General features: G+C 39.1%; 19 protein-coding genes and 3 tRNA genes. 14 read left to right on the top strand and 8 right to left on the bottom strand.

Translation table 11 applies throughout. From position 1 onward, the window contains the following. Nucleotides 1–3: 3 nt before the first annotated feature. The 3 genes from IC612_RS08075 to IC612_RS08085 all read right to left on the bottom strand — a co-directional run bounded on the left by IC612_RS08075 (nt 4) and on the right by IC612_RS08085 (nt 283). Nucleotides 4–77 (bottom strand) — tRNA-Arg (locus IC612_RS08075). A gap of 32 nt (nt 78–109) precedes the next feature. Continuing rightward, nucleotides 110–184, bottom strand: a tRNA-Pro gene (locus IC612_RS08080). Between the two features lie 14 nt (nt 185–198). Next, nucleotides 199–283, bottom strand: a tRNA-Ser gene (locus IC612_RS08085). 133 nt (nt 284–416) lie between these two features. Here IC612_RS08085 and IC612_RS08090 point away from each other — a divergent pair. The 6 genes from IC612_RS08090 to IC612_RS08115 all read left to right on the top strand — a co-directional run bounded on the left by IC612_RS08090 (nt 417) and on the right by IC612_RS08115 (nt 7,058). Continuing rightward, entirely contained in the window at nt 417–1,451 is a 1,035-nt protein-coding gene (locus IC612_RS08090; RefSeq protein WP_194739678.1) for an N-acetylmuramoyl-L-alanine amidase, read from the top strand. A gap of 73 nt (nt 1,452–1,524) precedes the next feature. Then, nucleotides 1,525–2,922: an aspartate ammonia-lyase gene (gene aspA, locus IC612_RS08095; protein WP_194739679.1), complete on the top strand. Its 1,398-nt coding sequence runs from the start codon at nt 1,525–1,527 to the stop codon at nt 2,920–2,922. A 3-nt stretch (nt 2,923–2,925) separates the two neighbouring features. Next, complete coding sequence (locus IC612_RS08100) at nt 2,926–3,828, top strand: glycosyltransferase family 2 protein (RefSeq protein ID WP_194739680.1); 903 nt, start codon at nt 2,926–2,928, stop codon at nt 3,826–3,828. Next, nucleotides 3,825–5,459: an amidohydrolase gene (locus tag IC612_RS08105; RefSeq protein ID WP_194739681.1), complete on the top strand. Its 1,635-nt coding sequence runs from the start codon at nt 3,825–3,827 to the stop codon at nt 5,457–5,459. Before IC612_RS08100 ends, IC612_RS08105 begins: the two co-directional genes overlap by 4 nt. Continuing rightward, on the top strand, nt 5,459–6,535 hold the full coding sequence (locus tag IC612_RS08110; RefSeq protein WP_194739682.1) for a hypothetical protein: 1,077 nt from the start codon (nt 5,459–5,461) through the stop codon (nt 6,533–6,535). Before IC612_RS08105 ends, IC612_RS08110 begins: the two co-directional genes overlap by 1 nt. A gap of 70 nt (nt 6,536–6,605) precedes the next feature. Beyond that, nucleotides 6,606–7,058, top strand: a complete 453-nt coding sequence (locus IC612_RS08115) for a hypothetical protein (protein ID WP_194739683.1) — start codon at nt 6,606–6,608, stop codon at nt 7,056–7,058. On the opposite strand, the gene IC612_RS08120 is transcribed toward IC612_RS08115, so the two are convergent. Beyond that, nucleotides 7,051–8,526, bottom strand: a complete 1,476-nt coding sequence (locus IC612_RS08120) for a lipopolysaccharide biosynthesis protein (protein ID WP_194739684.1) — start codon at nt 8,524–8,526, stop codon at nt 7,051–7,053. The genes IC612_RS08115 and IC612_RS08120 overlap by 8 nt on opposite strands. A 190-nt stretch (nt 8,527–8,716) precedes the next feature. Here IC612_RS08120 and IC612_RS08125 point away from each other — a divergent pair, with 190 nt between their 5' ends. From IC612_RS08125 to IC612_RS08160, 8 genes are all read left to right on the top strand, one after another. Next, entirely contained in the window at nt 8,717–10,354 is a 1,638-nt protein-coding gene (locus IC612_RS08125; RefSeq protein WP_194739685.1) for an alpha-amylase family glycosyl hydrolase, read from the top strand. Next, nucleotides 10,344–10,859: a TlpA family protein disulfide reductase gene (locus IC612_RS08130; RefSeq protein ID WP_194739686.1), complete on the top strand. Its 516-nt coding sequence runs from the start codon at nt 10,344–10,346 to the stop codon at nt 10,857–10,859. Before IC612_RS08125 ends, IC612_RS08130 begins: the two co-directional genes overlap by 11 nt. A gap of 142 nt (nt 10,860–11,001) precedes the next feature. Next, nucleotides 11,002–12,693 (top strand): DEAD/DEAH box helicase, encoded by a 1,692-nt coding sequence (locus tag IC612_RS08135; protein WP_194739687.1) that lies wholly within the window; start codon nt 11,002–11,004, stop codon nt 12,691–12,693. Nucleotides 12,694–12,819: 126 nt separating this feature from the next. Next, a complete protein-coding gene (locus tag IC612_RS08140) occupies nt 12,820–13,458 on the top strand; it encodes a DUF47 domain-containing protein (protein WP_194739688.1) in 639 nt (212 codons plus the stop codon). A gap of 15 nt (nt 13,459–13,473) precedes the next feature. Next, nucleotides 13,474–14,616, top strand: coding sequence for an inorganic phosphate transporter (locus tag IC612_RS08145; protein ID WP_194739689.1), 1,143 nt, complete (start codon nt 13,474–13,476; stop codon nt 14,614–14,616). A gap of 106 nt (nt 14,617–14,722) precedes the next feature. Further along, the gene (locus tag IC612_RS08150; RefSeq protein WP_194739690.1) at nt 14,723–15,694 is read left to right on the top strand and encodes a polyprenyl synthetase family protein; all 972 of its coding nucleotides are present in this window, start codon (nt 14,723–14,725) and stop codon (nt 15,692–15,694) included. Nucleotides 15,695–15,707: 13 nt separating this feature from the next. Next, the gene (locus IC612_RS08155; RefSeq protein ID WP_194739691.1) at nt 15,708–16,667 is read left to right on the top strand and encodes a GSCFA domain-containing protein; all 960 of its coding nucleotides are present in this window, start codon (nt 15,708–15,710) and stop codon (nt 16,665–16,667) included. A 23-nt stretch (nt 16,668–16,690) separates the two neighbouring features. After that, nucleotides 16,691–17,458, top strand: coding sequence for a TatD family hydrolase (locus tag IC612_RS08160; protein WP_194739692.1), 768 nt, complete (start codon nt 16,691–16,693; stop codon nt 17,456–17,458). An 8-nt stretch (nt 17,459–17,466) separates the two neighbouring features. Here the strand turns inward: IC612_RS08160 and IC612_RS08165 are convergent, their stop codons facing one another. The 4 genes from IC612_RS08165 to hpt all read right to left on the bottom strand — a co-directional run bounded on the left by IC612_RS08165 (nt 17,467) and on the right by hpt (nt 20,985). Further along, nucleotides 17,467–18,723 (bottom strand): DEAD/DEAH box helicase, encoded by a 1,257-nt coding sequence (locus IC612_RS08165; RefSeq protein ID WP_194739693.1) that lies wholly within the window; start codon nt 18,721–18,723, stop codon nt 17,467–17,469. A 95-nt stretch (nt 18,724–18,818) separates the two neighbouring features. Further along, complete coding sequence (obgE, locus tag IC612_RS08170) at nt 18,819–19,802, bottom strand: GTPase ObgE (protein ID WP_194739694.1); 984 nt, start codon at nt 19,800–19,802, stop codon at nt 18,819–18,821. Between the two features lie 12 nt (nt 19,803–19,814). Beyond that, the gene (locus IC612_RS08175; protein WP_194739695.1) at nt 19,815–20,405 is read right to left on the bottom strand and encodes an adenylate kinase; all 591 of its coding nucleotides are present in this window, start codon (nt 20,403–20,405) and stop codon (nt 19,815–19,817) included. Between the two features lie 25 nt (nt 20,406–20,430). Further along, complete coding sequence (gene hpt, locus IC612_RS08180; protein WP_194739696.1) at nt 20,431–20,985, bottom strand: hypoxanthine phosphoribosyltransferase; 555 nt, start codon at nt 20,983–20,985, stop codon at nt 20,431–20,433. Between the last annotated feature and the right edge of the window lie 77 nt (nt 20,986–21,062).

Genomic DNA, 21,062 nt, shown 5'->3' on the forward strand with positions numbered 1-21,062 from the left:
GTGTGAGCGCGAAAGGATTCGAACCTTTGACCGTCTGCTTAGAAGGCAGATGCTCTATCCAGCTGAGCTACGCACCCTAAATAGCTGTTCCACCTTTGTGGTAAAAATGTCGGGGTGGCAGGATTCGAACCTGCGACCTCCTGGTCCCAAACCAGGCGCGATGACCGGACTACGCTACACCCCGAAGATACTTGGTTGCGGAGGGTGTGGGATTCGAACCCACGCGACGCTTGCGCGCCGACAGTTTAGCAAACTGCTCCGTTAACCACTCCGGCAACCCTCCTTGCAAATTTTTATAAGACCTGCTTTTCTCTAATTGCGAGTGCAAATATAGTACGGATTTAGATATTAACCAAACAAATTAGCCTAATTTTTTTTGTATTTTTGAAAGTATATAAACCCCGAAAAAACTGCTTATGCGTAATACATTATCTCTCATTGCTTTATCAGTATTTGCTGTGTCTTGCAGCACACAGAAAACCTCTGCCACCCCACAGAAACCTCCGATTCAGGTCGAGGAAAAAAAAGAAACCGCAGTAAAAGCTGAACCAGTGCCTGGCAAAATAGTTAAGCCGCAAATACAGCACCAGGGTGATTTAGATTTTTTCAAAATTAACATTGCCGATGCTGCAAAGAACGACAACACGATTAGTCATGGTTCCATAGTATCTGCAAAAGCAGCAGGCTATAAAATTAGCAAAGAATATTTTCCTGCTGTTGGACAGAATTTTCGACAGAGGTATATTATTTTGCATTACACTGCATTGGATCACGATAAATCGGTGCGAGTGCTTACTGAGCAAAGTGTTAGTTCACACTATCTAATTGGTGATCAAAACGATAAAATCATTCATCAACTAGTAGATGAGAATAAAAGAGCTTACCATTCAGGTTTAAGTCATTGGAGAGGTGTGGAGAATCTTAATGACAGTTCAGTCGGAATTGAAATTGTAAATACAGGCTTCACCAATGGAGCTACCGGACAGCGCGAGTTTTACCCTTATCCCGAATGGCAATTCAGAAAAGTGGGTGCGCTTGTAAAGGATCTTGTAGACAGGTACATGATTTTGCCCGAGAATGTGCTTGGACATTCGGATGTGGCGCCAACAAGAAAACAAGATCCAGGTCCATTATTTCCATGGAAAAGGCTTTATGAGGAATATGGAGTGGGCATGTGGTACGACCAGCAAGTCATGGAATCCTACATGAATCAGATGGATGCTGAAAATTTTTACATGCAGTCGACAGATCCTACATTTATCTTCAAATACCAAACTATGCTCAAGCAGTTTGGCTATGGTCTAAACCCTTCCGGATCCGAAGATTCAGACACAAAAAAAACGATTGAGGCATTTCAATACCGATTTAGGCCTGAAAAAGCAACTGGCTCAATGGATGTGGAAACGTACGCCATCTTACAGGCACTATTGGATAAGTATCCAGGTAAATAAGGTTTAAGCATACGTTGCTTATAGGGTTTGCTAATGACCTAAAATGGTGTAACTTTCCATGAAATTTTTTCTAATGAACAACTTCAGAAAAGAATCCGACTTACTGGGTGAACTACAGGTGCCTGAGGGTGCCTATTATGGGGTTCAGACCCAGAGAGCTATCGAAAATTTCAAAATATCAGGCCAAACTCTATCCTCTTATCCGGAATTTATTAGGGCACTAGGATTGGTGAAGAAGGCAGCGGTAAAAACCAATTATGAATTAGGACTGCTACCTGAAAAACTGTATCAGGCAATCTCGCAGGCCTGTGACAAAGTCATTTCCGGAGATTATGATGCTGAATTTCCCATTGATATGATTCAGGGTGGTGCTGGGACGTCTGTAAATATGAATGCAAATGAGGTGATTGCAAATATTGCATTAGAATTATTGGGGCACCCAAAAGGGGATTACCAACACTGCTCTCCTAATGATCATGTAAATCTTTCGCAATCTACTAATGATGCATATCCTACAGCAATCAAGCTAGCTCTCCTACAGCTTAACGAAAAACTCGCTAAAAAACTAGCTTTTGCAGTTGACTCTTTTCGAGAGAAAGGAAAAGAGTTCGCAGATGTCATAAAGATGGGTCGGACACAGTTGCAAGATGCCGTGCCTATGACCTTAGGTCAGGAATTTGAAGCCTTTGCCGCTACACTCGAGGAAGATATCTCAAAACTCAATAATAATGCCGGGCTTTTTGTAGAGGTTAATATGGGAGCTACAGCAATTGGTACGGGACTTAATGCTCCGGTAGGTTATGCCGTTTTATGTGCAAGAAATTTGGCGCAAATTTCAGGATATCCGATTGTTTCAGCCCCGAATTTAGTGGAAGCTACACCAGACACGGGTTCTTATGTTATTTATTCATCTGCGATGAAACGCCTTGCAGTCAAACTTTCGAAAATTTGTAATGATCTTAGGCTTCTTTCCTCGGGTCCGAGAGCGGGTTTTTTTGAAATCAACCTGCCAGCAATGCAACCAGGATCTTCTATAATGCCTGGGAAAGTGAACCCTGTTATACCAGAAGTAGTCAACCAAGTATGTTATAAAGTAATTGGCAACGATCTTACTGTTACATTCGCGGCCGAAGCGGGACAATTACAGCTAAATGTCATGGAACCTGTTCTTTCTCATTGCATATTTGAGAATATAGAATTTCTTTGTAATGCATTGGATACTTTACGGGAGAAATGTGTGGTAGGTATCACTGCGAACAGAGAGGTGTGCCTTGCCATGGTCCGCAACAGTATCGGAATAGTCACTGCACTTAATCCTTATATCGGATATAAGAATTCTACACAAATTGCCAAGACCGCTCTAGAGACTGGTCGCAGCGTGTATGATTTGGTCATTGAGCAAAAACTCATGTCCCAGGAGGAATTAGATTATGTTCTTGATCCTAAAAATATGTTAAAACCGCATAATTAGACTTTGAAGTTCCTAATAGTCATTCCTGTACATAATGAACAGGATTTTATTTCCTATTGCTTAGAATCACTCGCAAAGCAAACCTTTGCAGATTATAAGATTGTGGTGGTTAATGACGGTTCCACAGATGCTACAAAGAAAGTGGTGAATGAGACATTCGAAAAGTATTCCTTAGAGGGAGTTTGTATAAATCTTCCCCCTTCCAGTCACAGTCCTGGAGCTAAGGTAGTACATGCCTTTAATGTTGGATTAAAGTGGGCAGAAGAGAAGGCTATTGTATTTGACATACTATGTAAGTTTGATGCAGATATTGTCTTTCCTTCCAATTATCTAGAGCAAGTACGAGAAATCTATGATCGTGACCGTGCGGTGGGGATGGTCTCAGGAGTAGTTTATATTCAAGGTAAAGCTTCGTCCGATATGGATTATTTGGATTTTTCTACTAATACTTCTGACTGGGTTTTTGAAAATCTTTCCAGCCGAAAGCATGTACGGGGCCCAATAAAATCATATAGAAAAAGCTGCTTTTACTCCATGCAAGGTCTACGGCCAGTATTAGGTTGGGATAATATCGACGTGATGCTCGCCCAGTTTCATGGCTGGCAGGTTCGTACAATCCCTTCACTTTGGGTAAAGCATTTAAGACCTACTGCTAATCGCTACAATAAAAAGAAAGCTAGGAAGTTAGGGGAGTACTACTACAATATCGGATTGAGCTTTCCTTTGGCATTCATAGCTGCACTTAAAGCCAGTTATCTAGATAAGTCTCCATTCCTTCTTCTAATTACACTATTTTCTTTTCTGCGTAAATCTTCTTCGCCACGTATATTAAATGCTCAAGAAATAAAGTTTGTAAGAAAACTACGCTGGAATCAGTTTTTCACAACATTAAAAAAGAGTTTATGAAACGAATTTTAATCCTGCTTACTCTATTGCTATTGACAAGTTGTGGGTTGCAGAAATCACCGGTAGATTTTATTGTTTATAATGCAACTATTTATACCGTAGATTCCACATTTTCCACCGCCGAAGCTATGGCTATTAAACGGGGTAGAATAGTACGTACAGGATCTAATGAGCAGATTCGTGGGGCGTTTAAAGCGGACAGCATATATAATGCACAAAACAGAACTATCTTTCCAGGATTCATTGACGCACATGCCCATTTTTATGGGTATGGTACTAATTTGCAGTCGGCGGATTTAAAAGGATTGAAATCATGGGAGGCGACACTAGAAGTCTTAAAGAAATTTGGCAGTAGAAATACAGATGGATGGCTCATTGGCAGAGGTTGGGATCAAAATCTCTGGATTGATAAAGAATTTCCCAACAAAGAACAATTAGACATACTCTTTCCTGAACGGCCGGTTTATATTACTCGTGTAGACGGTCATGCTGCTCTTGTAAACCAAAAAGCACTTGACCTTGCAGGAATCTCTCAGCAGACCTCTGTACAGGGTGGCACGGTGGGAGTAATTAATGGAGTGCTCTCGGGTATTTTGATCGACAATGCAATGGGTTTGGTCGAATCTAAGATTCCAGCCGCTGACAGGTCACAAATGGAAAGAATTCTTCGAGATGCCGAAAAATACAGTATTCGGGAAGGGCTCACCAGTGTGGTGGATGCAGGACTGGACTATCCTATTGTGGAAGTGATTCAGGGTATGCATGAAAAAGGAGACCTTAAGATTAGGCTTAATGTAATGCTATCTGATAATATGCGCAACGTCGAATGGCTCTCTGAAAAGGGAATAATTAAAACCGACCGTCTGCAGGTGCGAGGTTTTAAATTTTATGGAGACGGTGCATTAGGCTCTAGGGGTGCGTGCCTATTGCGTCCTTATAGCGACAAACCAGAAGAATCGGGATTCTTACTTTCAGATATTGTCCATTTTGAAAAAATGGCAAAGCTTTTAAGTGAGAGGGGTTTTCAGATGAACACGCATGCAATTGGAGATTCTACCAATCGGGCTATCCTAGAGGTGTATGCCAACGTACTGAAAGGGAAAAATGATTTGCGATGGAGGATTGAACATGCCCAGGTGGTGGAGCCCTCAGACATTCGTTACTTCAAAGAGTACTCTATAATTCCATCCGTACAACCCACTCATGCAACATCAGACATGTATTGGGCAGAAGATCGTCTGGGGCCTGAAAGAATTAAGAATGCATATGCATATAAAAACCTCCTTGATCAGAATGGTTTAATTGCACTTGGAACGGATTTTCCAGTGGAGGAAATCAGCCCCTTAAGAACCTATTATGCTGCCGTTGTACGAAAAGACGCAAAGGGCTATCCGCAAGAAGGATTTCAGTCCGAAAATGCACTTTCGCGTGAACAAGCAATCAGAGGTATGACTATATGGGCTGCATTTGCTAGCTTTGAAGAGAATGAAAAGGGCAGCTTGGAAAAAGGTAAGTTAGCAGATTTTATCATTTTGGATAATGATATTTTCACTCAGGAGCAGTCGTCTATTCTTAATACCAGAATTTTGCGCACGTATATTGGGGGGCAACGCGTCCACTCTATTGAATAATGAAAAGAAAACTCACATATATTGAACTAGATACGCACGCGGAGATTTCTTTGAGTTTTTATGAACTATCGCAACATTTTGAAAAGATAGATGTTACATTTTTCCTCTCCGAGAAAATTCTTCGACAGCTGAACATCTACGATAACCACTCAAATTTGTTAGTTTCTGAACCTAGAATTGTTAAATCACAATTATCTGCTTCTCATCACGATATGATCGTTTTAGGCACCGTACATCGCTATTTTAATGTTTTCAATTCTATTGCAAAAGATTATTCGACTGTTGCTTTAGTGCACAACCGTAACTTCTTCGAGGCAGGCCGTTGGAAATTGTTTACAAGGGTAGTAAGTAAGGATGCAGTATATCGTATAAAATTGCTTCTGCTAGAGGGTTTACTATGTCTTCCAAGTGTAAGGAAGAACCTGCGAGCGCTTTATGTCCTGGATAAAACGTTACACCAACCTTCTTCTGGATACCACTTGTTGCCACTCCAATACAAGATGTTTGACGATGAAAGTGGTACAAATGACGAATTTACAATAGTGGTGCCAGGCGAAGTTTCTCAAAAAAGACGAGATTATATAGGGTTATTTGAGCAAATTTCTGCTTTTGCAAAAGAGCTTCAAACAAATGGCAACTTTTTGTGGGATGGGAAAATATATTTCCGCCTGCAATTGGTACTTCTGGGAAGAAAGGATCCCAAACAACAAATACAAGGTTTTGAATTATTGGAAAAACAAATTCCAATTATCACTTTTGAAGAAAAAGTCCCTCAAGAGACGTTTAACCATTGGATGAAACGCTCCCATATACTTTGGAGTCCCATACAACATCGAACCACTTTCTTTAGTATTACCGAATGGTATGGAAGTACAAAAGTAAGTGGAAATATAGGAGATGCAATAAAGTATGGGAAGCGGGCAGTTTTTACGCTTCTAAATATAAATTCCACTGACCGTCTTATTTCAGAATTACTATTTGAGCAATCGAAAAGTTACGATAAACAGGAATATGAAAAGTCAAAGGTGGCAAGTGAATTGGAAAATGTTCTTCTGCAGTTTGCAAGAAGTCTGTAGCTATTTATAATATTCCCATATTAAAGAATGATGGTATATTTTATGAAATAATACTCATAAATATACTTTTATGAAAACTAAATTATTTTCTATAACTCTATTTATAATACTTTCTCTGCCTTTAGTAGCAAGTCCTATAAGTACGCCAGGGACAACCGTGGTTAATGCAGAATTTTTATTTCAGTTTAAATCTGATTTTCCGACCGCTACTTTTAAGGAAGTGGAATTTAAAGATGGTCACTATAAAGTTTATTTTATCTCCAATAACGGTAAACCGTCCTATGCACTTTACAGTAGAGACAAAGAATTGGTGGAAACTTATTTTGGTATAAGCGAAAATGATTTACCTCTAATTTCCAAATCTCATATTAATACCAAGTATCCAGCCCATCCAATTGAAGCAACTTATTTGGTTACTAGTCCAAACCGCCCTGCCCGCTACATTGTAAAGTTGAAAAACACCGAGGATGTTATGTATAGTGGGGAAGGATACTTTCTTAGATATATTAAAGATCTCATTTAAAAAGACTTTTAACAAAACTAAGGGTAAGGTATCTCTCAATATCAATTATTCTCATATAGTGATTACCTATTCCTATAATGATTATAACCACAAGAGGTTTATAAAATAAATTGATCCACGCCTGCGTGCTTTCTGGCAATAGGATAGATACTGTTATACCTAGGGTACAAACGACAGACGCATATACCATTTCTATAGTAAAAGGAAAAACTTTAAACTTCAAATAGTTAAAGGCAAGTTTAACGATATTAAAAAGTGTCAACGAAATAGTTGTAGCAGTTGCTATTCCATAAAGTCCCCAGGTGGTGTAGGTTAAGAAGAAATAATTTAATAGGATGGTTGTTATTGCTAAAAATAACATTACTACAATTGTAAAGCGATAATATTTACTTAAAGAAATAATATGACCATTAAAACCGGTAGCCAAGTCGAAAATCATAGCAGAGCCTAGAATCCAAATGACTGGACTTGCGATTTTAAGTTGATCGCCGTTTTTTATATAATCCGTTAAATACGGAAAACCTACAAGGATGCAACTAAATAAAATAGCACCTACGAAAAATAGCGAGAGGCTCGTTTTTTTATGAAGCTTATCCAGATCCCTTAGATTATCCTCAGTAATACATTTATTAATTAGTGGTGCAGAAATGTTGAATAAACCCATTTGAGGAATCATAACAAAAGAGAGAACCGAAAGCATAATGCTATAAATTCCATTTTCCTCGAAAGATAAAAATTCCCCAATCATAAATTTGTCTACACGGAAGGCAATATAATTTCCAATATTTCCTAAAAAACCAAATAAACTATAAGTAATGACCGTAGCATAGAGACGGTTCTTTTTTATGTACTCCAAACTAAAATCCCATTTGATCTTTTCGAGACGGTTTGTATAGAAAAAGTATCCTCCAAGAGCTAAAGCAAATACTACTAGGAACAGTACATAGGACCACTGCTGAGTATATCCAAGAAAGACGAAAAGGGAAAAAGCAGATAGATTGGCTATTTTAGGAAAAAGGTTTTCGAAGATATTAGATACGGCGATTCTTTTGAAGTTGCTAATGTATTTATTAAAAACAGCAGAGAGTGCCAATATAAATATCAGAGGCAGCACTATCTCTTTCATCTGATACAACTGCGAGAGTCTGTATTGTGGAAAAAAATGAAAAAACAGATAAAAAAGAACAAGAAATACAATAAAATTTAGACCTACTGCTAGTAAAGATAACGACAAGAAATTATGTGTCTTTCCGGCAGCTTGCGCTTGAGGGTAGAACTTCACATTTGAAAACGAAATGCCAAATACGACAATTGGCAGTAACATTTCCGCAGAAGGTAAGATATACTGTAGCTTTCCATAAAAAGCCATATCATAAGGGAAAATAAAAATCGCCGAGAAAGTACCCAGGAAAAAACCAAGATATCCAATGATGGAATATTTTATACCCTGTCTTGCAATGATACTCATACGTACTGCTTTATACTACAACATTATAAACCTTTAAATTCGCAAAAAGGCAGAAAAAAAATCCTTTTTGATGTTACGGCAAGCTGCAAATATAGTGTTTTTGTTAAAATGTGTTAATTACTTCATAGGCACCTTCTATTTGTTTCGGCAACGAAGTATTGTTTTGTACCTTTAAGCCCAAAGATTCTCTATGAAGAAATTTTTTATCGTCTTTACAGTACTGTTCGTGCTGTATTCTTGTACTGCTAGGTTAAATACAGCCCCTAAAGAACCTTTTAATTGGGCGGGTGCAAATTTGTATTTTTTGTTGACGGACCGCTTTAGTAATGGTGACCCTTCCAATGATATTAATTTTGGAAGAACCGATAGTACCGCAATCCTTCGGGGTTTCGAAGGAGGAGATTTGAGAGGAGTACTAACTAAATTGGAGCAGGGGTATTTTAAAGATTTGGGAGTGAATGCTATTTGGATGACACCTGTGGTGGAGCAGGTGCACGGTAGTGTAGATGAAGGAACTGGAAAAACCTATGGGTTTCATGGGTATTGGACCAGAGATTGGACAGAGTTAGATCCAAACTTTGGGAATGAAAAGCAGCTGCGCGCGTTGGTACAAGAAGCACGGAAGCAAGGTATTCAAATTTTGCTAGATGCCGTTATAAACCATACAGGGCCAATAACGACTAAAGATGTTGCATATCCAACAAATTGGGTTAGAACACATCCAGTGTGTACGTACGAGAATTTTTTAACTACCACAAAATGTACATTAGTATCTAATTTACCTGACATTCTTACCGAGAGCGAGCAGGATGTTGCACTTCCAAAACACTTGGTGGAAAAGTGGAAGAAGCAAGGGAGGTACGAGCAAGAAATAAGTGAACTTAATACTTTTTTTAGCAAAACTGGATTTCCACGCGCACCCAAGTATTACATCATGAAGTGGCTAACAGACTACATTCGCGACTATGGGATAAGCGGATACCGCGTGGATACAGTTAAACATACGGACGAGAAAGTTTGGGCTGAATTCCAGAAAGTGGCACAGGAGGCCTTTGAGGAATATAAAAGGAACAATCCAGGGGAGATACCTGAAGCCCAGAAATTTTTCACCATTGGGGAAGTATATGGTTACGGAATTTCCCAAAAATCAAATTACAGCTTTGGAGATTACAGCGTGGATTATTTTGCAAACGGTTTTGATAGTCTTATTAATTTTGATTTTAAGGCTGATGCCAATTTACCTTACGAAGAGTTATTCTCCAAGTATTCTAGTTTGCTTCATGAACAAATGCCAGGGAAGCTTGTTATGAACTATGCTACATCACACGATGATGGGTCGCCTTTTGACAAGAGTCGCAGCCGAACCTATGAAGCTGCCACAAAATTACTACTGACGCCCGGTATCTCCCAGATTTATTATGGTGATGAAACTGCAAGAAATCTTATTATTCCTGGGGCAGAAGGTGATGCAACGTTACGTAGTACTATGAATTGGGACGAGCTAAAATCTAGCAAAGACATTCAACTCCTTCACTTGTATTATCAGAAACTTGGCCAGTTTCGCTCCAAACATTCTGCAGTGGGTGCTGGGAGACATGAAATGCTTTCAATAAAACCGTACTATTTTTCGCGGATCTATAACGCGGATAAAGTAGTAATTGGACTCGATTTACCAGAAGGAATGAAGGAGGTGCCCGTAGAGGGAGTTTTTGAAGAAGGAATAGTGGTAAAAGACTTTTACAGTGGATTGCGCGCACGCGTTAAAGGAGGATCGGTTAATCTTAATACATCTTACAATATAATTTTACTAGAAGAAAATGAAAAATAGAATAATTTTAGTACTGTCTTTACTGGTTGGAATTTTTAGTTACGCGCAGAAACCTGTCCAAGATATCAAGAAGGAATTTACCAGTTCTGCATTGGAGGCAAGTGTGATTGGTCTGGATGGCAAAAAAACTACTGTGGGTGAGGTGCTTGAACCTTACAGAGGGAAAGTAGTAGTGTTGGATTTCTGGGCCAGTTGGTGTCAGGACTGTATTTTGGCACTTCCTAAAACCAAAGAACTAAAAGACAAGTTTGAACATTTGGAATTTATATATCTGTCGGTGGATAGATCCCACGCGCAATGGACGAGAGGACTTGAAAAATATGGTCTAAATGAAGAAAAGAATTACTGGTTTGACCAGGGTTGGAAAAATACTTTTAACGATTACATAGAATTGAATTGGGTACCGCGCTTTCTAGTAGTAGATCAAAGTGGCAAAATTGCACATTATTATTCGATATCACCTGAGGACCCCTTGTTTTTAAAAACGTTAGAATCAATACTTTAAATTCCAGTTCAAAGATTCTGGTGATTGTCGTAATTGTTTATTTATTTTCAGTTCGGACGGGCGAATAAAAGCTCTGGCAGAATAATAAAATTGAATTATTCATAAAATTATCGTACTTTTGCAGAAATTTTTATAATACTTAATGAATTTATTCTCCGAGTCCAATTTAAGTCCTGATATTCTTAAGGCAATTGGCGAACTGGGCTACGAAGCCCCAACAGAAATCCAAAAACAGACTATTCCTTTCATCTTAACAGATATTCGCGATCTAATCGCTCTTGCGCAGACAGGGACAGGCAAAACAGCAGCGTTTTCGCTTCCGATTTTGGATATGATTGATCCAACAAGTCGCAAAATCCAATTTTTGGTCCTTTGTCCGACACGTGAATTATGCCTTCAAATCACGAAGGATATTAAATCTTACTCCAAATATATTAAAGGTCTTAAGACAACTGCGGTATACGGCGGAAGTAGCATCATGGAACAAATCCGTTCCCTAAAAGACAAACCGCAAATCATTGTAGGTACACCAGGGAGGGTCATTGACCTCATAAATCGCAAGGCATTAGACTTCTCAGAAATCAGCTGGTTGGTTTTAGACGAAGCGGACGAAATGCTTTCCATGGGATTCAAAGATGATTTGGAGACCATCCTAAGTGAGACACCGGAAACCAAGCAAACGTTTCTTTTCTCGGCTACAATGAGTAAAGAGGTAGAGCGTATTTCAAAAAATTACCTTACAAAACCGCACCGCATCAGTGTGGGATCGATAAACGAAGTAAAAAAGAACATTTCGCACGAATACTATATCGTTGGGTACCGTCAGAAAAAAGAAGCTTTAAAGCGACTGATTGATGCCAACCCCAATCAATATTCAATTATTTTTTGCCGTACAAGAATGGAGACCCAGGAAATTGCTGATTTCTTGATGCAGAATGGATATGCAGCTGATGCTTTGCATGGAGATCTATCCCAAGCACAGAGAGATACAGTAATGAAGAAGTTCCGTCTAAAGAATATTGATATCTTGGTTGCAACAGACGTTGCTGCGCGTGGATTGGACGTGAATTCACTGACCCACGTTATTCACTTTTCATTGCCTGATGACCCAGAAGTATTTGTTCACCGTAGCGGAAGAACCGGTCGGGCCGGCAAGGATGGGATTTCCATGGCACTGATTAAGCCTGAGGAGACACGTAAGCTGAAACAGATAAAGTCTGTTACAAAGATTGAAATCCATGAAAAACAAGTGCCTACAGGTGAAGAGATTATAAAGAGTCAAGTGGAGGGTGTCTTTGAAAGACTTTTCACCGAACATACCGAATTCTTTGCTTTTGATGATTCGTTGATCCCCGATTTGTCTGATTTCTCTAAGGAAGAACTTGTGCATAAACTTCTCCAGTTGCAATTACGTGATTTAGCGATGTTTTATAAAGACAAGAGTGACCTACGCAATGAAAAATTAAATGATGAACGTGATGCTCCTTTCTCTCGCAGAGAGCGCAGAAGGGACGACAGGGAAGGAGGAAGTTGGTCAGATAGAAAAGGAGATCGTGACCGTGATAGAGGTAGAAAGCCGAGAAGAAAAAGTGCTAATATGACACGTTTTTTCTTTAACCTAGGTAAAAAGGACAATCTTAAGAAAGTAGATATGCTTGATATCATAAATAAAGCTACTAAGAGCTCTAAGCGCAGGCCTGATATTGGTGATATTGAGATAATGGAGAAGTTCAGTTTCTTTGAAGTAGAGAAAGATTTTCAAAACGACATCCTAAGAAATTTGGGGTCGATGAAGTTCAAGGGAAAAGATATGCGCGCAGAAGTGGCAAACTAGTAAAAAAAAAAACCGGTTAATTTCCGGTTTTTTTTATAGAAAATTGGTTAATGTTAACAAAAGTTAATATTAAATTTATTTTTACTATTTCGCATAGTGCGATATTTGCACTCTAAAAATTACACAATGGGTATAGGTAATATATTTAAGGCATTCCAACCAAAAGACAAGGTTTTTTTCGTTTTATTTGAAAAAACGGCGGATACATTAGTTCAAATGTCAAAAGAATTTCACGAAGGTTTAATAGATTTTGATACAAACGACGAATCTTTATTGAAAAAGATGAGTGATTTTGAACACCAACTTGACGACTTAACCCATGAAGTATTCGTTCAGCTAGGTGAAAACTTCATAACACCTTTTGATAGAGAGGATATTAACCACCTGGCGGCCGGCCTTGACGATATTGCAGATTATATCTTTGCTTCGTCAAAGTACATCTTTTTGTATAAGACTCCTGAGGTAAAAGAATTTACGGAACTCTCTCTTTTAATACATAAATCGTGCGTGGAATTACAGTCGGCAATTAAAAACTTGAATGGTTTTAAGAATGCAGCAGAGGTAAAGGAGTCTTGTATTAAAATCAATTCGTATGAGAATATAGCAGACGATGTACTGAGTCAGGCGCTAGTTAGACTCTTTGAAACCAACGATCCGATTAATATTATCAAGGTAAAGGATGTACTAGAATATATGGAGATCGTTACCGATAAAGCGGAGGACGTAGCAAATACCATAGAAAACATTCTTATTAAATACGCTTAATCAAGATAATCTTCCATGGATTTTCCACTACTTCTTATCATTATCATTGCACTTGCCTTGATATTTGACTTCATCAACGGATTTCACGACGCAGCTAATTCCATTGCAACTATTGTTTCTACCAAAGTACTGACACCCTTTCAGGCTGTATTATGGGCAGCACTTTGGAATTTTGCAGCTTTTTTCCTTGCAGCCTACGTTATTGGGGAATTTAAGATAGGTAATACAATCGCAAAAACGGTTAATGAACAATTTATTAATTTGGAAGTCATATTTTCCGGATTGATTGCAGCTATCTTCTGGAATTTGCTAACATGGTGGTTTGGTATACCGTCTTCCTCCTCTCATACATTGATTGGAGGGTTCCTTGGGGCCGCACTAATGCATGCCTTTATTATGGACTATCAACATGTAGTTGCTTCCAGCCCAGGACTTGGACTTATGGAGTCGCTACAACTTGCTTTGCAGCAACTTTTTACGCAAAGTGTAGTGAAATACGAAAAGGTTATCCCAATTTTTCTGTTCATTTTCATGGCTCCTATTATAGGTATGATAGTTTCCATTATCATAACCCTTATTATTGTCAATCTTTCTAAAAACTCGAAGCCGCACAAAGCTGAAAAACAGTTCAAAAATTGGCAGTTGTTTTCATCTGCATTATTTAGTTTGGGACATGGACTTAACGATGCACAAAAAGTTATGGGTATCATTGGTGCAGCCATCATTTATTTCCATGTCAATATGATTGGTGGGGATGATCCGTATGCGGTACTCGACCACTCAGAACGTTTTAATTATTTCACCCAGCATTACATTTGGGTTCCATTCGTTTCCTTTTTAGCTATTGGACTTGGTACAATGAGTGGCGGGTGGAAAATCGTGAAAACGATGGGAACACGTATTACTAAAGTGACACCTCTTGAAGGGGTGTCTGCAGAAAGTGCCGGGGCTATTACACTCTTTATTACGGATCATTTGGGAATACCTGTTTCTACCACCCATACTATTACCGGGTCCATCATTGGAGTAGGTTTAACAAAACGGGTTTCAGCGGTTCGATGGGGTATTACGGTAAGCCTTCTCTGGGCTTGGATACTTACCATACCAGTAAGTGCTTTTATCGCAGCATTAACTTATTTAATGGTTACTCTGTTTTGATTAACTTTTACTTTTAATAAATAGGAAACCATCTTTTAAGGTGGTTTTTTTATGTCTCATTTTTCTTACCGCTTAATAAGTGTTATTTTTGCTGATATTTGAATTTATGGAATTTTTAGACAGCTATCAGGAAATAGTAGCAAAAGCAATACAGGAATACGAATTTTCAAATGAGCCCCATCAGCTCTACCAGCCTATGAATTATATTATCGGTCATGGGGGTAAGCGTCTACGTCCTATCATGGTACTTATGGGTTGCGATTTGTTTGATGGGAATATGCAACTTGCCATCAAGCCTGCACTTGCGATTGAGTTTTTCCATAATTTTTCTCTTATCCACGATGATATTATGGACGAAGCCCCGCTTCGAAGAGGTCATCCCACAATCCACACTATTCATGGTATTAATGTAGGCATACTCTCGGGAGACGCTTTACTAATTAAAGCCTACCAATTCTTTGAAGATTTGGATGCGGAATTGTTTAAAAAGTGCGTTAGTATTTTTTCTCAGACTGCTGCTGTACTTTGTGAAGGTCAGCAAATGGACGTGAATTTTGAAACACAGGCAGATGTGACCTATCAGGATTATATAACGATGATAGGAAATAAAACAGGTGTTCTGAGTGCGGCGTCTTTTAAAATAGGGGCACTAATTGCTGGAGCTAGTGAAAAAGATGCACAGTTGCTCTATGAATTCGGGAAGCATATGGGCATTGCCTTTCAAATCATGGACGATTATCTAGATGTATTTGGAGATATGGCGCAATTTGGAAAGCGTCAAGCTGGTGATATCTTTGAGAACAAGAAAACGATACTTTATCTGTTAGCGATGGATCATGCAACAAAGGAAGAGCAGGAAGAGCTTTTGTACTGGTACTCTAAAAAGACAGAAAACATTGATAAGGTGCATGGGGTTTTGAAAATATTCCGTCGTACTAAAGTAGATGAGAAGGTTCTACGAACAATTCAGAAGCACAACGAAATTGGACAGAATTATTTGGAGCAAATTGACCTCCCTCAAGAAAAGAAAGCACCGTTTATTGAGCTTGCCAACTATTTGCTGAAAAGAGAATCGTAAGAAGCTACTTAAAATGAAATTCCGAACAGAAGTTTCAATTGGCCCGTCGGAGCGAAAGATTGAGCCTCGCCATAAGATATTTACCATAGGATCATGTTTCGCTACCGAAATGGCGGCAGTTTTTCATAAAGGACAATTCCAGACATTCCATAATCCGTTCGGTACACTTTTTAGCCCACATGCGGTGCACACCGCGCTATCAAGACTTCATAGCTGCCAGTATTATGATGAACAGGATCTTATTCAGTATGGAGACCAAATAATCTCTTTGGATCATCACAGTTCTTTCAGTTCCCTTTACACCCACCAAACATTGGAGAAAATCAATTATCAGATTGAGGAAGGGAATTTATTTTTGCAATCTGCAGATTGGGTTATTATCACGTTGGGATCTTCGTTTGTATATGACTTTCTACCAAAGAATAGACGTGTGGCTAATTGTCACAAGATTCCACAGAAGTTTTTTGCGAAGAACATGTTGACCAGCGAAGAAATCAGTTCGTATGTATCTAAAATGTACGCACTAGTGAAAGATATTTGCCCGGTAGATACTACCGTTCTGTTTTCTGTTTCCCCCGTACGACATGTAAAGGATGGGTTTACAGAGAATCTGTGGAGCAAATCCAGACTGATAGACGGAATTTTGAATGCACTTAATGGAATGCAATACGCAGCATACCTTCCTATCTATGAGTTGTTAATGGATGATTTGAGAGATTATCGATTTTATAAATCAGATTTGCTTCATCCTAATGAGCAGGCTGTAGATTATATTTTTAGTAAATTTGAGGAAAGTTATTTTTCTTTTGATGCGAGGTCTTTTCTGGAAGAAAACCTAAGTATATCGAGGGCACTAAGTCACCGTCCATTTCAACCGCAAAGTCAAGAATATGAGCGTTTTATTGTAAAAATAAAAGAGCGTGTTAATCGGCAACGTCTTAAAGTGGAGCATCCAATTTTTCTAGAATTATAAACTACTTTAAGATTTTTTGAGTAATGATAGATACCCATACCCATCTGTATTCCGCAGAATTTGATAATGATATTGATAAAGTTGTGGAGCGCGCTGTAGAGCAAGGTGTAGAGAGATTTCTTCTACCGGCCATCGACAGTACCACCCATGAAGCAATGCTTTCCTTGGAACAACGGTATCCACTTCGCATTTATGCAATGATGGGACTTCATCCGTGCAGTGTTAAGTACGATAATTGGGAGCAAGAAATTGCATTAGTTCAACAATATCTCTCAAAGAGGTCTTTTTGTGCCATTGGTGAGATTGGTATCGACCTGTATTGGGATACCGATACACTGGAAATTCAGAAGAAAGCGTTTGCAAATCAGATTGAATTTGCCCTAGACTATGATTTGCCTATTGTAATTCATTCCAGAGAGAGTTTTAGGGAGGTGGTGAATGTCCTCAATGAGTATTCATCACCGAAACTTCGTGGAGTGTTTCATTGTTTTAGTGGTACTTTAGGGCAGGCCCAAGAAGCCATCTCTTTAGGGTTTTATTTGGGTATTGGAGGAGTAGTTACCTTTAAAAACGGCAAGATTGACCAATTTATAAATGAATTACCTATTGAAAGGTTGTTATTGGAAACTGATGCGCCCTATTTGGCTCCCGTACCATTTCGCGGAAAACGTAATGAAAGTGCGTACGTAAAACTCGTGGCAGAAAAGTTAGCAACACTATACGATACGGATCTAGAGAAAATTGTCTCCATAACCACTGCTAATGCAAAGAGATTGTTTAATCTAAAGTAAAAATCCGGTTAATTACCGGATTTTTTTCGTTGGAAATTGTTCTTACGATGTACAGGTTTACCCATTCCAGCTGGCTTTACGTGCTCTCGAGGAATGAATGGTTTGTTATTACTGTCTCTTTTTTCCACTACCAAATTATCAGTGTGGTAGGGGTGGTCACGAACTACTGGGATTTTCTTCCCAATAAGCTTCTCGGTATTCTTAAGATTAATTAGGTCCAAACCGTCAACAAAAGATATAGAACTTCCCTGAGCTCCCGCGCGACCGGTTCTGCCGATCCGATGTACATAGGTTTCTGAAACATCGGAAAGTTCGAAATTGATGACATACTGCAAGTCGTCAATATCGATACCTCGTGCAGCAATGTCAGTAGCAACCAAAACTCTCGTTTTTTTTGATTTGAAATTCGAAAGAGCATTTTGTCTTGCATTCTGCGATTTGTTTCCGTGTATTGCTTCGGCAGAGATATTGGATTTATGTAACCTTCTTGCTATTTTGTCCGCGCCGTGTTTAGTTCTGGAAAATACAAGGACCTGGTCTAAGCTTTTGTCCTGAAGTATATGAATTAGTAAATCAAGTTTCTCGTCTTTTTGGACAAAATATACAGATTGACTGATAGTATCTGCTGTGGAAGATACAGGAGCCACCTCTACTTTTACAGGATTTTTCAATATGGATTGTGCTAATGTCTGAATTTCCGAAGGAAAGGTAGCAGAAAAAAACAGGGTCTGTCTTTTTTCCGGAATTAATTTCACAATACGCTTTACGTCATGAACAAATCCCATGTCAAGCATGCGGTCAGCCTCATCGAGCACAAAAACCTCTAGATTCTTAAGGGAAATGATACGCTGCGAGATAAAATCTAGTAAGCGTCCAGGAGTTGCTACCAGGATATCCACGCCCCGTCTAAGATCTTTTTCTTGCGCACCCTGCTTTACTCCCCCAAAGATAACGAGTGAACGTAAATTTAAGTTCCTTCCATAAGACTTAATACTTTCATCAATTTGGATTGCAAGTTCTCTAGTGGGAGTAAGAATTAGTACCTTAATGTCCTTTGACTGTCTGCCTTTTTTTGATAGGTTTTGAAGAATCGGTATAGAAAAAGCAGCAGTCTTTCCAGTACCCGTTTGTGCGGTTGCTAAAAGATCTCTGCCGTCTAAAATATAAGGAATTGCTTTTTGTTGAATGGGGGTGGGCTGTTGGTACCCTTCCTGCTCCAATGCCTTGGCAATGGGCTCAATGAGTTGTAAGTCTGAAAAATTCAAATGATGATAAATTTAATAGTAATTGCAAACAGGGTAGTCCTGTATCTTGCGCAGCTGCAAATGTACGGAATTAATATTTGTAGTGACAGTAGCTGTTATCCGTGCAGTTTCTTCCAGATAACATCCTTGAGCTCCATCAGTCCTTCTTGAGTTACCCCTGAAATAAAGAGAGGAGGGTTCTCCATAGGAAACTCTTTGGAGATTTCCGATTTCAATTCCGCGTCTAAAAGGTCTGATTTTGATACTCCCACCACAAACTGTTTGTCCAAAAGTTCAGGATTGTATTTTCTCAATTCGTGTTCCAAAATCTTGAATTCTTCATAATGACTTTCTGAGTCGGCAGGAATAAGAAAAAGTAAGATCGAGTTTCTTTCAATATGTCTCAAGAAACGATGCCCCAATCCCTTCCCCTCAGCAGCACCTTCTATTATCCCAGGTATATCTGCCATCACAAATGATTTGTAATTTCTGTACTCTACGATACCAAGGTTAGGCGTAAGAGTAGTAAAGGCATAGTCTGCAATTTTTGGCTTTGCAGCAGATACCGCTGCCAGTAAAGTGGACTTTCCTGCGTTAGGGAAACCAATCAAACCTACATCAGCTAGAATCTTAAGTTCAAATGTAACATATCCTTCCTCTCCCGGCAGTCCAGGCTGTGCATAACGTGGAGTCTGATTGGTAGAGGATTTAAAATGTTCATTACCTAAACCTCCTTTTCCACCATGCATAATGATAATTTCCTGTCCGTCCTCCATTATCTCGCCAATGATTTCTCCTTCTTCATTTTTTGCGATGGTGCCAATTGGTACATTAATATAGACGTCCTCTCCGTAGGCACCTGTAAGTTGATTTTTAGCACCGTTCTGACCGCGGGGCGCTTTTACGTGACGGGTATATCGTAATGGAAGGAGTGTCCATTCGTGGGCATTTCCGCGCATGATGATATGTCCTCCACGTCCTCCGTCCCCACCATCAGGTCCTCCTTTGGGAATGTATTTTTCCCTTCTCAAATGGGCTGAACCAGCTCCACCGTGACCACTCTTACAGTGTATTTTGACGTAATCAACAAAATTGGACATATGTATTTTTACTTAAGTTTTGTTTTTAATTAGCTTATCCACCTCTTGGCAAAGTTTCATGGTGATTTCTTCGATAGCTCCCACGCCATTTATCTCTACATATTTACCCTGCTGCTTATACAGCTCCGCCACTTCTGCGGTCTTAGTGTAATATTCCTTGATTCGGTCACGTATGATAGCCTCGTCGCTATCGTCGGTGCGTCCGCTTGTTTTACCACGGTTAACTAAACGATCTACTAGGATCTCATCGTCTACCACTAAGGCAAGGCAGATGTCTATCTGCGCATTGAGTTCCTTGTCTACAATCTCCTCAAGAGCTTGAGTTTGTGCTGCAGTACGAGGAAAACCATCAAAAATGTAGCCATTTGCATTACTCGGTTTTCTCACCTCATCCACAAGCATATCTATAGTCACCTGGTCTGGAACCAATTTACCACTGTCAATGTAGCTTTTTGCAAGCTGCCCTAATGAGGTGTTGTTCTTCATGTTGTATCTGAAGAGATCCCCCGTAGAAATTTGTTTTAGATTATATTTTTCGATTAAATTAAGAGCCTGCGTTCCTTTTCCGCTTCCTGGAGGCCCAAATAGAACAATGTTTACCATCGGTATGCTTGTATTTAACTATATATTAGTGATTAATGCGACCCTCCGCTAATTGGTACAAATCGGGGAGATTTCTTCCCAATTCGTCGTAATCCAGACCGTAGCCAAGCACAAACTTATTTGGTATTTCTTTGGCAACGTAATCAATAGTAAAATCCTTCTTAAATACTTCCGGTTTCAAGAGAAGCGAAGCTACTTTAAGGGACTTAGGTCTTTGGGTATTTTTGAAATATTCAAACAAACTTTCAATGGTATTACCGGTATCCACGATGTCTTCCATTAAGATGATGTGTCTACCCTCCACTTCTTTAGTAAGGTCCATCTTCTTATACACAATCCCAGTTGACTGTGTGCCGGCATAAGAACTAACCTGAAGAAATGCAATTTCACATTGCCCAGGGTAATGCTTAAGAAAATCGGAAAAGAACATTATAACACCATTCAACACGCCTATGAAAACAGGAACTTCGTCTTTATAATCCTCATAAACCTTGTGCGCAAGATCTTTTATGATTTGCTGGATTTCATCATTTTTGAGATATGGTACAAACTCCTTATCGTGAATCTTAATTGTCTGCATAGAATAGTAAAAATGCAAATTTACGACATTTTCTCTAAGTGAAGTCTGTGAACTAGTATTTGAACGAAGATAGCTAT

It is taken from the genome of Planobacterium oryzisoli, assembly GCF_015354315.1.
Taxonomy (GTDB): domain Bacteria; phylum Bacteroidota; class Bacteroidia; order Flavobacteriales; family Weeksellaceae; genus Planobacterium_A; species Planobacterium_A oryzisoli.

Coding starts and splice junctions, on each gene's coding strand:
- IC612_RS08090 (WP_194739678.1), top strand. CDS start 417: ATGCGTAATACATTATCTCTCATTGCTTTATCAGTATTTGCTGTGTCT.
- aspA (WP_194739679.1), top strand. CDS start 1,525: ATGAACAACTTCAGAAAAGAATCCGACTTACTGGGTGAACTACAGGTG.
- IC612_RS08105 (WP_194739681.1), top strand. CDS start 3,825: ATGAAACGAATTTTAATCCTGCTTACTCTATTGCTATTGACAAGTTGT.
- IC612_RS08110 (WP_194739682.1), top strand. CDS start 5,459: ATGAAAAGAAAACTCACATATATTGAACTAGATACGCACGCGGAGATT.
- IC612_RS08115 (WP_194739683.1), top strand. CDS start 6,606: ATGAAAACTAAATTATTTTCTATAACTCTATTTATAATACTTTCTCTG.
- IC612_RS08120 (WP_194739684.1), bottom strand. CDS start 8,526: ATGAGTATCATTGCAAGACAGGGTATAAAATATTCCATCATTGGATAT.
- IC612_RS08125 (WP_194739685.1), top strand. CDS start 8,717: ATGAAGAAATTTTTTATCGTCTTTACAGTACTGTTCGTGCTGTATTCT.
- IC612_RS08130 (WP_194739686.1), top strand. CDS start 10,344: ATGAAAAATAGAATAATTTTAGTACTGTCTTTACTGGTTGGAATTTTT.
- IC612_RS08135 (WP_194739687.1), top strand. CDS start 11,002: ATGAATTTATTCTCCGAGTCCAATTTAAGTCCTGATATTCTTAAGGCA.
- IC612_RS08140 (WP_194739688.1), top strand. CDS start 12,820: ATGGGTATAGGTAATATATTTAAGGCATTCCAACCAAAAGACAAGGTT.
- IC612_RS08145 (WP_194739689.1), top strand. CDS start 13,474: ATGGATTTTCCACTACTTCTTATCATTATCATTGCACTTGCCTTGATA.
- IC612_RS08150 (WP_194739690.1), top strand. CDS start 14,723: ATGGAATTTTTAGACAGCTATCAGGAAATAGTAGCAAAAGCAATACAG.
- IC612_RS08155 (WP_194739691.1), top strand. CDS start 15,708: ATGAAATTCCGAACAGAAGTTTCAATTGGCCCGTCGGAGCGAAAGATT.
- IC612_RS08160 (WP_194739692.1), top strand. CDS start 16,691: ATGATAGATACCCATACCCATCTGTATTCCGCAGAATTTGATAATGAT.
- obgE (WP_194739694.1), bottom strand. CDS start 19,802: ATGTCCAATTTTGTTGATTACGTCAAAATACACTGTAAGAGTGGTCAC.
- IC612_RS08175 (WP_194739695.1), bottom strand. CDS start 20,405: ATGGTAAACATTGTTCTATTTGGGCCTCCAGGAAGCGGAAAAGGAACG.
- hpt (WP_194739696.1), bottom strand. CDS start 20,985: ATGCAGACAATTAAGATTCACGATAAGGAGTTTGTACCATATCTCAAA.